This window comes from Marinobacter sp. OP 3.4 (genome assembly GCF_036224885.1).
Taxonomy (GTDB): Bacteria; Pseudomonadota; Gammaproteobacteria; order Pseudomonadales; family Oleiphilaceae; genus Marinobacter.
In genome coordinates, this window is record NZ_JAVVLT010000104.1 from 77,169 (window position 1) to 90,472 (window position 13,304).

Genomic DNA, 13,304 nt, shown 5'->3' on the forward strand with positions numbered 1-13,304 from the left:
CCCTGCCAGTTGTTTGCCGGATTCGGTGTCCCAGCTAGGAGTCATCCGACGTGGGATCGGTGGTGAATTTGATCTTGGTGAACCCCAGTTTGCCGGCCACATCCATGGCTCGGATGACAAATTCGTGGGCCGTGCGGGCATCCGCCGTAATCACGAAAGGCAGCTCGCTGTTGTCGCCCGCCACATCGCGAATGGCCTGCTCCAGCGTCTGACGACGATTATTGATCAGGGTGCGGCCATTAACAATGTAGTGGCCCTGGGCGTTCACCACCAGATCGATCAGTTCCGCCTCCACAGCCACCGGTTCACCGTCAGCCTCGGGCAACTGGATGTTGAGCTGGTTATCGTCCGGCAGGGTGGTGGACACCATCAGGAAGATCAGCAACAGGAACACCACATCGATGAGGGGGGTAAGATCCACCCCCACTTCCCGGCTTCGCTGGCGTTGGAATTTCACGGCCGTCAGGCTCCCTCAACGTCGATTTCGCGGTCACCATGCACCACCTCCACCAGGCGGATGGCTTCCTGCTCCATACCCACTACCAGCGCCTCGATACGGCGGATCAGGTATCGGTGGGCGATCAGCGCGGGGATGGCCACGGTGAGGCCGGCGGCGGTGGTCACCAGGGCCTCGGAGATACCACCGGACAGGGTGGCAATATTGGCAGCCCCTTCGGTGCCCTGCATCTTGGCGAACACCTTGATCATACCGATAACGGTACCCAGCAGACCCAGCAACGGCGAGATGGTGGCGATGGTACCCAGGGGGTTGAGGAACCGTTCCAGGTCGTGAATCACCTGGGCCGCTTCCTGCTCGATGCTCTCCTTCATGACCTCACGACCATGCTTGGCGTTCATCAGGCCGCTGGCCAGCACCCGACCGGTGGGAGACGATGCTTGTAGTGCCTTGAGCTTGCGGCCATTGAGATCCTTGGCCTTGATCCAGCGCCACAGCTCGGACATGACATCCGGCGGCGCCACCCGTGAGGGTCTGAGGGTCCACAACCGCTCCAGGATAATGGCCAGGGCCAGAATGGAGCACAACACAATCGGCACCATCAGAATGCCACCCGCTTTCAGAAGCTCAAACACGCACGGTCTCCCTGATCTGTTACAAGCGGCGCTACTTTAGCATAGCCACGGAATCAGACCACACCCGAAAGCGACGGTTGGGAAGGATTCCTCAATCCGGGGTGACCGGCTCCGGTCCACGGACCCAGAATGGCACCCTCTGCCGCCAGGGTGTCACCCATAGTCGGTCGGCCTGCAGGTCCAGCCTCAGGGCACCGGAGGTCGCGGTATTGAACAGGTCGCCGCCTGCGGACTGGTAGCGTGCCACCACATCCTGATGCGGGTGGCCGTAGCGGTGCCGGTAGCCTGCGGTAAAGATCACCCGCTCCGGCGACAGCCGGCGGACGAAGGCGGCCCCGGAAGAAGTCTTGCTGCCGTGGTGCGGCGCCAGCAGGGTCAGTTCGCGCCCCGCCCCGAGCGCCAGGGGCCATTCCGCCAGCAACCTGCGTTCAGTCGGCACCGAAATATCCCCCGGCAACAGGATCTGCTGGTTGCCATGGCGAATGGCCAGGACACAGGAGCGGTCATTGGCATCGTCGATGGCCGCCGGCACCGCCTGCCAGAAATGGACCTCCACCGCCCCCACCGTCAAAGGCCTCTGCCGATGGCACGGCGCCACCTCACGGTTGCCGACACCGATGGCGACCCGGTCCGGCTCGCCAGAGATGATCCGCCCGGGCTTATAGCGGCGAAACAGATGGGACAGACCGCCGGCGTGGTCCTGGTCGCCATGACTGAGCACCAGGGTGTTGATGTGCCGGACACCGATGCGCTCAAAGGAAGGGATTAACACCTCGGACACGGCGTTGTACCCCGAGGCGGATTCCGGTCCGGTATCATAGACCAGCACCTCATCCCGGTGTCGGAGCATCACCGACAATCCCTGCCCCACGTCCCAGACCCATAGCTGGGGTGTTGTCTGCCACCGGTTTCCGGCCGGCATCCCGGCACCCACCAGCACCGCCCCCACCAACAGCACCGAACACCAGCGCAGCCGACGGTCCGGTACCCACAGGGCGACCAGCACGGTGCCGGCCACCACCAGCGCCAGTGCCAACGGCATCCGTCCCTGGGGCAGGTCCAGCCCGGCCAGCGCCGTCAGCACCCACCACAGGCTGCCCAGCACACCGTCGAACACCATGCCGACCCACTCAGCCGCCTGCCCACCGGTGACCAGCAACACCAGGCCACCGGCCAACAGCACCGGCATCACAATCAGGGACAGCAGGGGGATCGCCAGGATATTGGCCACCAGGCCGGCCCATGCAGCACCCTGGTCCAGCACCGACAGCACCGGCCATAGCCCCGCAAACACCGCCGCCTGAGCGATCACCAGGGCCCGGATGGCCCCGGGCTGTGCCTGTCGGCGGCTGAACACCAGGATCAGTACCGCCACGGCGCAGAACGACAACCAGAAGCCCTGGTCCAGGGGTGACAGCGGGTCCAGCAGCAGGACCGCCCCCAGGGCCAGTAACCAGCCATGCCAGGGCGAGGACAGGCGTCCCACCAGCAACAGCCAGCCAGCGATCACCACCATCACCAGCGCTCGTCGGGTAGGCACCGTAAAACCGGCCAGAAGCGCATAGCCAGCGGCCACCAGGATCACACACAACCAGAGCCACAACCGAAGTTGCCGGGGAGACGAGGCCCGGCGCGGCAACCGCAGGGCCAGCCAGCGCAGTACCAGGGACGCCAGCGTCGCCACCAGGCCCAGGTGCAGCCCTGATATGGCCACCAGGTGGATGGTGCCGGTGGCTTCCAGCACCTGCCAGTGGCGGTTGCTCAGGTCCCCGCGATAGCCCAGCAGCAGCGACAGCGCCAGACCGGTATGTTCCATATCATCGAGGGTATCGCGGGTGGCCAGCACCACCTGCTGGCGCCAGTGATAGTACCGGCAGGACAGGCCACAGGATTCCGATGGGGCGGCGGCCACCCCACGCACGGTGCCGGTGGCGCCATAGCCCTTGCGGAACAGCCAGGTCTCGTAACGGAAACCGCCGGGGTTGACGGCGCCGTGGGGGCGCTTGAGCACCACCGTGGCGTTCATGGGGGTGGGCAGATCCAGGGTTGCACCATCGCCGTACCAGGACAGACGCAACCGGCGGGGCACCCCATCGGGGCGGTCGCCGTTAAGGCACAGGCTGAAGCGGACACTGTCCCAGGCCCCCGGTGACGGGGCGTCACAGAGGTACCCGGTAACCGTCAGTTCCCGGCCCTCCAGAGCGGACACCAGTCGATCCTCCAGGCGCCCCTGGGAGGCCAGGGCGGCCCAGGCGAGCCCCAGAACCAGGCAGGCAGCCATCACCAGGTAGCGGCGAACCCTGTCGGCCCGCCACCAGAGTATCGCGGTCACCATCAGGGCCAGGCAGATAACCGACACCAACAGCGCCCGAGGTGGCGGAAAAAGCCCGGAGTACAGTATGATGACGCCGCAGGCAAAGGCGGCGATCCTTGCCCCCATGAGTTGATCGTCCCTATCCTGAAGGGGATTCCTGGTCTCCGGTCCGGCTCATTCAGCAAACCGGACGAGACCCTGCCCCATTTCCATCAACCAGGCGTTCGGAACCCGGTTTCTTCATGCCGGGCCATCCAGGCAACCAGGCTTTTCTTCGATATGCCGAAGAAGTTCATGAAACGTTACATCCCGTCACCGGAGAAAGTGCGCTCCATCGAGTCGCTGCACTTCCTGGGGGATATCCTTCATGAACCCAACCTGTGGCACATCAACCGACACTGCGTGGCCCGGGCCTTCCTGATCGGCGTTTTCCTCGCGTTTATTCCCATGCCGGCCCAGATGGTGGCAGCGGCCTTCGGCGCCGTCTGGTTTAATGCCAACCTGCCGCTGTCGGTGACCCTGGTGTGGATCAGCAATCCCCTGACCATGCCGCCTATCTTCTACTTCAACTACAAGGTGGGGGCCATGCTGCTGGACCGCCCGGTGATCACCTTCGAGTTCCAGCTGTCGTGGGGCTGGTTCAGCGAGCGGCTCGTGGAAATCGGCATTCCGCTGTACATCGGTTCGGTGGCGGTGGCCACGGTGCTGGCCTGCGCCAGCTACCTGCTGATCCAGTTCCTCTGGCGCCGCAAGGTGCGCGCGGAATGGCGCCATCGTCGCCGCCACCCCTGATCCCCCCTGTCGCCTGGTCAGGCCGGATGCAACCTGCCCTGCTCCAGCCTGAGTACCCGCCCCAGACCACGGGCAATGGTCATGTCATGGGTGACCACCACAAAGGCGATGCCCAACCGGTCCCGCAGGCCCTCGATCAGCGTCTGGACACCGTTGGCGGTCTGCTCATCCAGGTTGCCGGTGGGTTCGTCCATCAGCACGCATTCAGGCTCGTTCACCAGGGCCCGGGCAATGGCCACCCGCTGGCGCTCACCACCGGACAGTTCGCCGGGCTTGTGGCCCAGGCGCTCCGCCAGGCCGACCTGGGCCAGCATGTTATCCGCCCTGTCCCCGGCCTCCCGGATGGACATCCCGCCCAGGGTGCAGGCCAGCATCACGTTCTCGCGGGCGGAAAACTCCGGCAGCAGATGGTGGAACTGGTAGACAAAACCCAGGTGACGGTTACGGAAACGCGCCCGCCGGGCCTCGCCCATCCGGTGGATGTCCTCCCCACAGATGGCGATATGGCCGGACGACGGCTTGTCGAGCCCCCCCAACAGGTTCAGCAGGGTGGTCTTGCCGGCCCCGCTGCTGCCCACGATGGCCACGGTCTCCCCGGCCCCGACGGTCAGGGAAATGTCGGAGAAAATGGTCAGAGTGGCGGGACCTTCCCGGTAGGTTCGGGTGATGGTCCGGCACTCGATCACCGGCCGCTGGTTTGATTGCATGGACAGTTCCTCACTCATACCTCAGGGCCTCCGCCGGATCGATGCGGGATGCCCGCCAGGCCGGATAGATGGTGGCCAGCAAACTCATGACCAGCCCCGCCGTACTGATGATGGCCACATCCAGCCATTGCAGGTCGGAAGGCAGGTAACTGATGAAATAGACATCGGCGTTGAGGAACTGGTGATTAAGCAGACTCTCCAGCCCGCTGATCAGGTCACTGATGTACCAGGCGCCGAAGATGCCCAGGGTGGTCCCCACCAGCGTACCGAAGACACCGATAATCGCCCCCTGGATCATGAAAATCCTCATGATCCGACCCGGGGTGGCCCCCATGGTGCGGAGTATGGCGATATCACCGGTCTTGTCGGTCACCACCATGACCAGGGTCGACACAATATTGAACGCCGCCACCGCCACGATGAACATCAGCAGCAGTCCGATAATGGTCTTTTCCATCTGGATCGCACTGAACAGACTGCCATGGGTGCGGGTCCAGTCGGAGATGTAGTAGCGCCCGCCCAGGCTCAGGGCCGCCTCTTCCACCACGGCGGGCGCGGCGAACAGGTCATCCACCAGCAGGCGCACGCCTTCGGCCCGGCCACCGGTACGCATCAGCTTGCTGGCGTCCTCCATATGGACCAGGGTGTAATTGCCATCCAGCTCGGCCCCGGTACTGAAGATGCCCGCCACGGTAAAGCGCTTGAGCCGGGGCATCACTCCCGCCGGGCTGACCGAAGCTTCCGGCAGCACAATGGTCAGCCTGTCACCCACCTCCAGCCGCAGGCTGGCCGCCAGGGGGCGCCCCACGATGATGCCGAACTCGCCAGCCTTCAGGTCCTCCAGTTTCCCCTCAATCATCTGGCTGGAAATGATCGACACCGTGTCCTCCTCCTCAGGCACGACCCCCTTGATCAGCACACCACGGACATTACCGCCCCCGGTGACCATACCCTGTCCCTCGATAAAAGGTGCGGCGGCCAGAACCCGGGGGTGGGCCGTCACGGTCTGGTCAACCTCCTGCCAGTCCGAGAGGTACGGGTCCCCCTTGACCACGGCATGGGGCACCATGCCCAGCACCTTCTGCTTGAGTTCCCGGTCAAAACCGTTCATCACCGACAGCACAATGATCAGCACGGCCACGCCGAGCATCAGGCCGATCATCGACGTCAGGGAAATAAAGGAGATAAAGTGGTTTCGTCGCTTGGCCGCGGTATAACGCAGACCGATGTAGAACGAGAGAGGTCGAAACATACAGGTCGCCTGTCACTGCCGGAAATCGAATCGAGTGCCCCCGCTTTCTTGCCACCGGGAAGCTGCTAAACTGCTCTGGATACGGGTGCCCTTCCGATTCCTGGTCCCGGTGACCGCCTGTTACGAATCGCCCGGTCACCCGTCAATGTGCTGGAGCCCGAATGACGTCAGATCACAACACCCCCGACCGCCGGGATTTTTACCGCATTGAGGATCGGATCGGTCTGGAGTACCGGCGGATTCATCCGGACGATACCGGTGGTGATCCCTTCGCGGAGGACCACCTGGACAGCCTGAAATCGGAGCTAAAACGCCTGGACCAGGAATTCCGCAACCAGCTTCCGTTACTGGCGGAGCGGGACCGGCTGGCGGCTTCCCTGCTCAAGTCGCTGAACGGTAAGGTTGATACGCTGGCGCGCATTATGGCCTTTGACCAAAATCCGTTGCAACCGGAAGATTGGCGGGAGGTTACCCTGAGTGAAGGCGGTGTAAGCTTTCCGACGCAGGGTGGCGAACTGTCCCGGGGTGACCTGTTGGCCCTGCGCCTGACCCTGCCACCGGAACTCTACCGCCCCCAGGGGGCCGCCGAGGTGGTCGACATCACACCACTGGAATCGGCTCCGGGCGCCGGCCTGGAGCTGATACATACCTCCTTTGTCGACATACCGGAAGGTGACCGTCAGCAGATTGCGAAACACGTCATGGCATGGCAGATTCGACAGAGACAGGGCGGCGAACCATCGTAATAATGAACTGGTTCGACTCATAATGGACCGGATCAATCATTAAAGAAGTTTCAGGAGAACAAATAATGAACAAGCTGATGTCCGCAGCCGCCGCTGCGAGTCTTGCCATTACCGCACTGGGAGCCGGGTTCGCGCCCACGGCCCAGGCCGACGAGGTCAAGGTGCCGGTAATGTCCCAGGGCGATCGCCAGACCATGACACTGCCGGATACCGGCCAGTCACGGAAGACGGTACGTCAGCGGTTCGGCGATCCGGTCCGTACTTCCGGCCCCGTGGGCGATCCCCCCATCTCCCAGTGGCACTATGATGACTTCGTGGTCTACTTCGAATACAACCACGTCATCCACACGGTCGCCAGACACTCCCGCTGAATGCCGTACACACGCCCGAACACGACTGACGTCAGGCTACCAAACCGGTAGAATGCGGCGAAATCCGACGCGGGATCCAATGGCCGGTTCCCTACCGTGAACCACTGACAGGATGGTTGCTATTTTGACTTCGACACGCGTGATGCCTGCCGAATGGGCACCCCAGAGTGCCGTCATGCTGACCTGGCCCCACCCCGGAACCGACTGGTTCAGCCAGCTGGATCAAGTGGAACCGGTCTTCCTGGCCATTGCCCGGGCGGTTCTCCGGTTTGAGCACCTGGTGGTGAGTTGCGAGCATGTGTTCCGGGCCCAGAAGCTCGAACAGGAGCTCAACCAGTGGGCCCGGGAACAGGACCTGCCAGGCAGGGCCCACTGCGTGGCCGCACCATCCAACGATACCTGGGCCCGGGACCACGGCCCCCTTGCCGTGACGACCGTAGACGGGACCCGGCTGCTCGATTTCCGCTTCAATGCCTGGGGCGGCAAGTTCCCCTGGGAGAAGGACAACGCCCTGAACCAGCACCTGGCGACCGGGGGCTGTTTTGGTGATACCCCACTGGAAACGGTGGATTTTGTCCTGGAAGGCGGGTCCATCGAATCCGATGGCGAAGGCACCATCATGGTGACCAGCGAATGCCTGCTGACGCCAACCCGAAATCCGGACTATGACCGTGCCGCCATTGAGGCCCTGCTGGGGGAAACCATCGGTGCCCGACGCGTGCTCTGGCTGAACCACGGCTACCTGGCCGGTGACGACACCGACAGCCACATCGATACCCTCGCCCGCTTCTGTAGCCCGGACCATATATGTTACGTCCGTTGCGAGGACCCGGACGACGAACATTACCCGGCCCTCAAGGCCATGGAGGAGGAGTTGCGCCAGTTTCACCAGGCTGACGGCTCCCCTTACCGCCTGACACCGCTACCCTGGCCGGCCCCGGTCCTGGACGAGGATGGCGAGCGCCTGCCGGCCACCTACGCCAATTTCCTGATAATCAACGGTGCGGTGCTGGTACCCACCTATGACGTTCCCCAGGACGACGATGCCCTGGCCACCTTCCGTACGCTGTTCCCGGATCGGGAAATCATCCCCATCCCCTGCCGCCCCCTTGTGGAACAGCATGGCAGCCTGCACTGTGTCACCATGCAACTGCCGCAGGGTGTTGTGGAACTATGACCGCAGACCGGATACTCAGGGTTGCCGCCATCCAGCAGGCCTGCAGTGACGATAAATCCGCCAGCCTGGAAACCACGGAGCGGCTGGTCAGGCAGGCCGCCGCCGAGGGCGCGCAACTGGTGGTGCTGCAGGAACTGCACGCCACCCTGTATTTCTGTCAGACGGAAGATACAGCGGTCTTCGACCTGGCGGAACCCATTCCCGGCCCCACCACCGATCGCCTGGCGTCGCTGGCACGGGAACTGGGCATTGTACTGGTGGGATCGGTGTTCGAGCGCCGTATGAACGGCGTGTATCACAACACCGCCGTGGTGGTGGAGACCGACGGCTCCATCGCCGGCCTCTACCGCAAGATGCACATTCCCGACGACCCCGGCTTCTACGAGAAGTTCTACTTCACGCCAGGGGACGCCACCTTTAACAGCGGCGCTAGCGGATTCACCCCCATAGACACCTCCGTGGGCCGGCTGGGCGTGCTGGTATGCTGGGACCAGTGGTATCCGGAAGCGGCCCGCCTGATGGCACTGGCCGGCGCGGAACTGCTGATCTACCCCACCGCCATTGGCTGGGACACCACCGATGACGCCGACGAACAGGCACGGCAACTGGACGCCTGGATCACCGTACAACGGGGTCACGCGATCGCCAACGGCCTGCCGGTGATTGCCCCTAACCGGATAGGCACCGAACCGGACCCGTCCGGCCAGACCACCGGCATCCGCTTCTGGGGCAACAGCTTCATCTGTGGCGCCCAGGGCGAATTCCTGGGCCGCGCCGACGAGCACCAGGAAACCACCCTGGCGGCAGACATCAACCGGCACCGCAGTGAGTCCGTGCGTCGCATCTGGCCGTATCTCAGGGACAGACGTATCGATGCCTACAGCGACCTGCTCAAGCGCGTGCGGGACTGACACACAACCATCGGATCCTCCATGAAGAAACTGATCGACGCCGCGATCACCGAACTGAACCACATTGTCCTCGGCAAGGAACCCCAGATCCGGCTCGCTCTGTGCGGCCTGCTCGCCCAGGGTCACCTGCTGATCGAGGACATCCCCGGCATGGGCAAGACCACCCTGTCCCACGCCCTGGCCAAGGTCATGGGCCTGTCCTACCAGCGCATCCAGTTCACCAACGACCTGCTGCCGGCGGACGTTCTGGGGTTCTCCATGTACGACCGGGAAGCCGGCTCACTGGTATTCCACCAGGGCCCCATCTTTGCCCAGGTGGTGCTGGCCGACGAGATCAATCGTGCCTCTCCGCGCACCCAGAGCGCGCTGCTGGAAGCCATGGAAGAACGCCAGGTGTCCATCGAGGGCGAAACCCGCCCCCTGCCCCTGCCGTTTTTCGTGATTGCCACCCAGAACCCGGTGGAACAGGGGGGCACCTATCCCCTGCCCGAGTCCCAGCTTGACCGCTTCCTGATGCGCCTGCGCCTGGGCTACCCGGACCCCAAGGCGGAACGGGAGCTGCTGGAAGGAGAGGACCGGCGCCAGATGACCGAGCGGCTTCGTACCATGTTCCGCCCCGAGGACCTGAAAACCCTGCAGGAGGGTGTCGCCCGGGTCAGTACCAGCCCGGCCCTGCTGGACTACATCCAGAACCTGCTGGAGGAGAGCCGTCGCATGCCCGGCCTGCTCTATGGTCTGTCACCCCGGGCCGGTCTCGGCCTGATGCGGGCCGCCCGGGCCTGGGCCCTGATGCAGGGGCGCCATCATGTCCTGCCGGATGATGTTCAGGCCGTCTTCCCCGCCATCGCCAGCCATCGACTGGAACAGGGCGACAGCGGCAAGGGCGAGCAGCGGGTCCGGCAGTTGCTGGACCAGGTGCCGGTGATCGGCCGATCCTGACCGTCTGAGCGGCCGGCCATCCGTCAGGAATAGCGCCGCTCAATGACCTGGATTACGGCAATCAAATTCGCGTTTGCCATAGATCTTGGTATCCTTTTCCGCCACGGACAATCGCCCCGAGAACTGAAGAGACACGAGCAATGACCGACAGCAAACACTCCCGACTGATCATCCTGGGTTCCGGCCCCGCCGGTTATACCGCCGCTGTCTACGCGGCCCGCGCCAACCTGAAGCCGACCCTGATTACCGGCATTGAGGTGGGTGGCCAGCTCACCACCACCACCGACGTGGACAACTGGCCCGGCGACAACGACGGCGTCCAGGGCCCGGAACTGATGCAGCGAATGCTCAAGCATGCCGAGCGCTTCGAGACCAGTGTGGTCTACGACACCATCAACGAGGCCGACCTGCGTAACCGCCCGTTCCGCCTCAAGGGCGACAGCGGAGAGTACACCTGCGACGCCCTGATTATTGCCACCGGTGCCACGGCCATGTACCTGGGCCTGGAGTCCGAGGAGAAGTTCAAGGGCCAGGGCGTGTCCGCCTGTGCCACCTGCGATGGCTTCTTCTACAAGAAGCAGAAGGTCGCGGTGATCGGTGGCGGCAATACCGCCGTTGAAGAGGCCCTCTACCTGTCCAACATCGCCGACGAGGTGACCCTGGTCCATCGCCGGGACAAGCTCCGGGCGGAGAAGATCCTGCAGGACAAGCTGTTCGAGAAGGCCGAGAACGGCAACGTGAACATTGTCTGGGATCATACCCTGGACGAGGTCCTGGGCGACGGCACCGGCGTTACCGGCATGCGCATTCGCAGCACCAAGGATGACAGCACCCGGGAACTGGACCTGGCCGGCGTATTCATTGCCATTGGCCACCGCCCCAATACCGAACTGTTTGAAGGTCAGCTCGATATGGAAGGCGGCTATATCCGCATTCGCAGCGGCCTGGAAGGCATGGCCACCCAGGCCAGCGTGCCCGGCGTGTTTGCGGCCGGCGACGTGGCCGACCATGTGTACCGCCAGGCGGTCACCTCCGCCGGCTTTGGCTGCATGGCGGCACTGGATGCCGAGAAATTCCTGGACCAGCAGGGCTAAGCCCACGTCGCAATCATCCGTCCCGGTGTCCATCCGGGGCGGATAACAAGAGGCAGACCCGATGAGTGCCCTGCCCTGGCTTGATCCGGACTACCTGTGGTTTCCTCCGGCGGAGGAAGCCCTGCGGGAACCCGACGGCCTGCTTGCCCTCGGGGGCGACCTGTCCCCCGAACGGCTGTTGCATGCCTACCGGAGCGGCATCTTTCCCTGGTTCAGTGACGACCAGCCAATCCTCTGGTGGTCCCCCGACCCCCGGTGTATCCTCTTTCCTGATGACATCCATATTTCCCGCAGCCTGCGCCGCACCCTGAACCAGGGACGCTTCCGCATCACCACGGACCAGTCGTTCCGACGCGTCATCCACCTGTGCGGCTCCACCCGGCCCGAGGGCACCTGGATCACCGACGATATGGAGCAGGCCTACAAGGAACTCCACCGCCGTGGCCACGCCCACTCCATCGAGGCCTGGAATCACCGCGATGAACTGGTGGGCGGCCTCTACGGACTGGCCATCGGACGCTGCTTCTTCGGTGAGTCCATGTTTTCCCTGGAGGCCAACGCCTCAAAGACGGTGCTGGTCCACCTGTGCGGCGAACTGTGGCGCTCCGGCTACCGCCTGATGGACTGCCAGGTGGAAAGCCCCCATCTGTTGCGAATGGGCGCACGGACTATTCCCCGGCGGGTATTCTTATCTATACTGGAGGAGAACATCGACCAGCCACCTCGCCAGGACCGCTGGCGACTGGAGTGGGCCTGGCACGGCTCACGCCCGGGGGAGGGATAAGGATGAGCAGCCTGAGAACGCTGGTATTCTTTGCGACACCGGCCCACAGTTGCAGTTACCTGCCCGGCCGCGACGCCACCACCATGTTCGTGGACCCCAGGGCCCAGGTGGACAAGCGGCTCTACAGCCAGCTTACCGCACTGGGCTTTCGCCGCAGTGGCTCCCACTACTACCGCCCCCACTGCGAGCACTGCAACGCCTGTATCCCGGTTCGCCTGGATGCCCGTGCGTTCCACCCGGACCGGTCCCAGCGACGGGTCTGGAAGCGCAACGACGATGTCACCTTCAAGCTGGTACCCGCCCGGTTCTCCGAGCGTTACTACCAGCTCTACGAGCATTACATCAATGAACGTCATGCGGACGGCGACATGTACCCGCCTTCCCGGGACCAGTTCCAGTCCTTCCTGGTGGAAGGTGCCACGGACAGCTGGTTCCTGGAGATGAATGTCGGTGACGAGCTGATCGGCCTGGCGGTGCTGGACAAGCTGGATGACGGACTATCCGCCATCTACACCGTATTCAGCCCCGACCATGACAGGCGCAGCCTGGGTACCCTGGCCATACTCTGGCAGATCCGGGAGGCCCGGGAGCAGGGACTGCCCTGGGTCTACCTGGGTTACTGGATTGCCCAGAGCCGGAAGATGAACTACAAGACCCGCTTCCGTCCAATCGAGGCGCTGATCGACGGCTCCTGGCAGCAGTTCGACCCGGACCAGGAGCCCTCCTGAGCACCGTCTTTCGGTTATTCCATAGACCGACATTCCCGCAGAATGGACGCTTTTTTTGCCAATCGCGACCAAATGAGGCAGAATTGCGCCATTCCGGAATCTGGGAAACCCAATCAAGCGAGGTCCTTACTGAATGGCGAAATCAGATGTCATTGAAATGGAAGGGGTAATTGTGGATACCCTTCCTAATACCATGTTCCGTGTGGAGCTGAGCAACGGCCATGTTGTCACTGCCCACATCTCCGGCAAGATGCGCAAGAACTACATCCGCATCCTCACTGGCGACAAGGTCAAGGTAGAGCTGACTCCCTACGACCTGAGCAAGGGGCGCATCGTCTACCGCGCCCGTTAATGCCGCCAGCCTGCCGGGCCGGCAACACCGCGGCCTGACATCTGC

15 protein-coding genes are annotated in these 13,304 nt (G+C 63.4%); 10 read left to right on the forward strand and 5 right to left on the reverse strand.

The features are described 5' to 3' along the window. Window positions 1–34: 34 nt before the first annotated feature. From RO069_RS17445 to RO069_RS17455, 3 genes are all read right to left on the reverse strand, one after another. On the reverse strand, window positions 35–457 hold the full coding sequence (locus RO069_RS17445) for an ExbD/TolR family protein (protein ID WP_328189341.1): 423 nt from the start codon (window positions 455–457) through the stop codon (window positions 35–37). 5 nt (window positions 458–462) lie between these two features. Then, a complete protein-coding gene (locus RO069_RS17450) occupies window positions 463–1,092 on the reverse strand; it encodes a MotA/TolQ/ExbB proton channel family protein (RefSeq protein ID WP_328189342.1) in 630 nt (209 codons plus the stop codon). A 91-nt stretch (window positions 1,093–1,183) separates the two neighbouring features. Beyond that, window positions 1,184–3,532 (reverse strand): DNA internalization-related competence protein ComEC/Rec2, encoded by a 2,349-nt coding sequence (locus RO069_RS17455; protein WP_328189344.1) that lies wholly within the window; start codon window positions 3,530–3,532, stop codon window positions 1,184–1,186. A 153-nt stretch (window positions 3,533–3,685) separates the two neighbouring features. Between RO069_RS17455 and RO069_RS17460 the strand changes: the two genes are divergently transcribed. Beyond that, window positions 3,686–4,198, forward strand: coding sequence for a DUF2062 domain-containing protein (locus RO069_RS17460; RefSeq protein ID WP_328189345.1), 513 nt, complete (start codon window positions 3,686–3,688; stop codon window positions 4,196–4,198). A 17-nt stretch (window positions 4,199–4,215) separates the two neighbouring features. Here the strand turns inward: RO069_RS17460 and RO069_RS17465 are convergent, their stop codons facing one another. Both RO069_RS17465 and RO069_RS17470 read right to left on the reverse strand, forming a co-directional pair. Beyond that, window positions 4,216–4,923, reverse strand: a complete 708-nt coding sequence (locus tag RO069_RS17465) for an ABC transporter ATP-binding protein (protein WP_328189346.1) — start codon at window positions 4,921–4,923, stop codon at window positions 4,216–4,218. Next, window positions 4,916–6,157: a lipoprotein-releasing ABC transporter permease subunit gene (locus RO069_RS17470; RefSeq protein WP_328189347.1), complete on the reverse strand. Its 1,242-nt coding sequence runs from the start codon at window positions 6,155–6,157 to the stop codon at window positions 4,916–4,918. Before RO069_RS17470 ends, RO069_RS17465 begins: the two co-directional genes overlap by 8 nt. Before the next feature lie 161 nt (window positions 6,158–6,318). On the opposite strand from RO069_RS17470, the gene RO069_RS17475 reads away from it, so the two are divergent. The 9 genes from RO069_RS17475 (at window position 6,319) to infA (ending at window position 13,259) form a co-directional block, all read left to right on the forward strand. Further along, entirely contained in the window at window positions 6,319–6,903 is a 585-nt protein-coding gene (locus tag RO069_RS17475) for a PilZ domain-containing protein (protein WP_328189348.1), read from the forward strand. Between the two features lie 65 nt (window positions 6,904–6,968). After that, window positions 6,969–7,274 (forward strand): hypothetical protein, encoded by a 306-nt coding sequence (locus tag RO069_RS17480; protein WP_328189349.1) that lies wholly within the window; start codon window positions 6,969–6,971, stop codon window positions 7,272–7,274. A 142-nt stretch (window positions 7,275–7,416) separates the two neighbouring features. Beyond that, a complete protein-coding gene (locus RO069_RS17485; protein WP_328189395.1) occupies window positions 7,417–8,451 on the forward strand; it encodes an agmatine deiminase family protein in 1,035 nt (344 codons plus the stop codon). After that, window positions 8,448–9,362 (forward strand): carbon-nitrogen hydrolase, encoded by a 915-nt coding sequence (locus RO069_RS17490; RefSeq protein WP_328189350.1) that lies wholly within the window; start codon window positions 8,448–8,450, stop codon window positions 9,360–9,362. The genes RO069_RS17485 and RO069_RS17490 overlap by 4 nt, the downstream gene beginning before the upstream one ends. A 21-nt stretch (window positions 9,363–9,383) precedes the next feature. Next, window positions 9,384–10,301, forward strand: a complete 918-nt coding sequence (locus RO069_RS17495; RefSeq protein WP_328189351.1) for an AAA family ATPase — start codon at window positions 9,384–9,386, stop codon at window positions 10,299–10,301. Window positions 10,302–10,441: 140 nt separating this feature from the next. Then, the gene (gene trxB / locus RO069_RS17500; RefSeq protein ID WP_328189352.1) at window positions 10,442–11,395 is read left to right on the forward strand and encodes a thioredoxin-disulfide reductase; all 954 of its coding nucleotides are present in this window, start codon (window positions 10,442–10,444) and stop codon (window positions 11,393–11,395) included. 61 nt (window positions 11,396–11,456) lie between these two features. Beyond that, entirely contained in the window at window positions 11,457–12,179 is a 723-nt protein-coding gene (gene aat / locus RO069_RS17505) for a leucyl/phenylalanyl-tRNA--protein transferase (protein ID WP_328189353.1), read from the forward strand. A gap of 2 nt (window positions 12,180–12,181) precedes the next feature. Then, window positions 12,182–12,907, forward strand: coding sequence for an arginyltransferase (locus RO069_RS17510; protein ID WP_328189354.1), 726 nt, complete (start codon window positions 12,182–12,184; stop codon window positions 12,905–12,907). Window positions 12,908–13,040: 133 nt separating this feature from the next. Continuing rightward, the gene (gene infA, locus RO069_RS17515; protein ID WP_008938619.1) at window positions 13,041–13,259 is read left to right on the forward strand and encodes a translation initiation factor IF-1; all 219 of its coding nucleotides are present in this window, start codon (window positions 13,041–13,043) and stop codon (window positions 13,257–13,259) included. The last annotated feature ends 45 nt before the right edge of the window (window positions 13,260–13,304 follow it).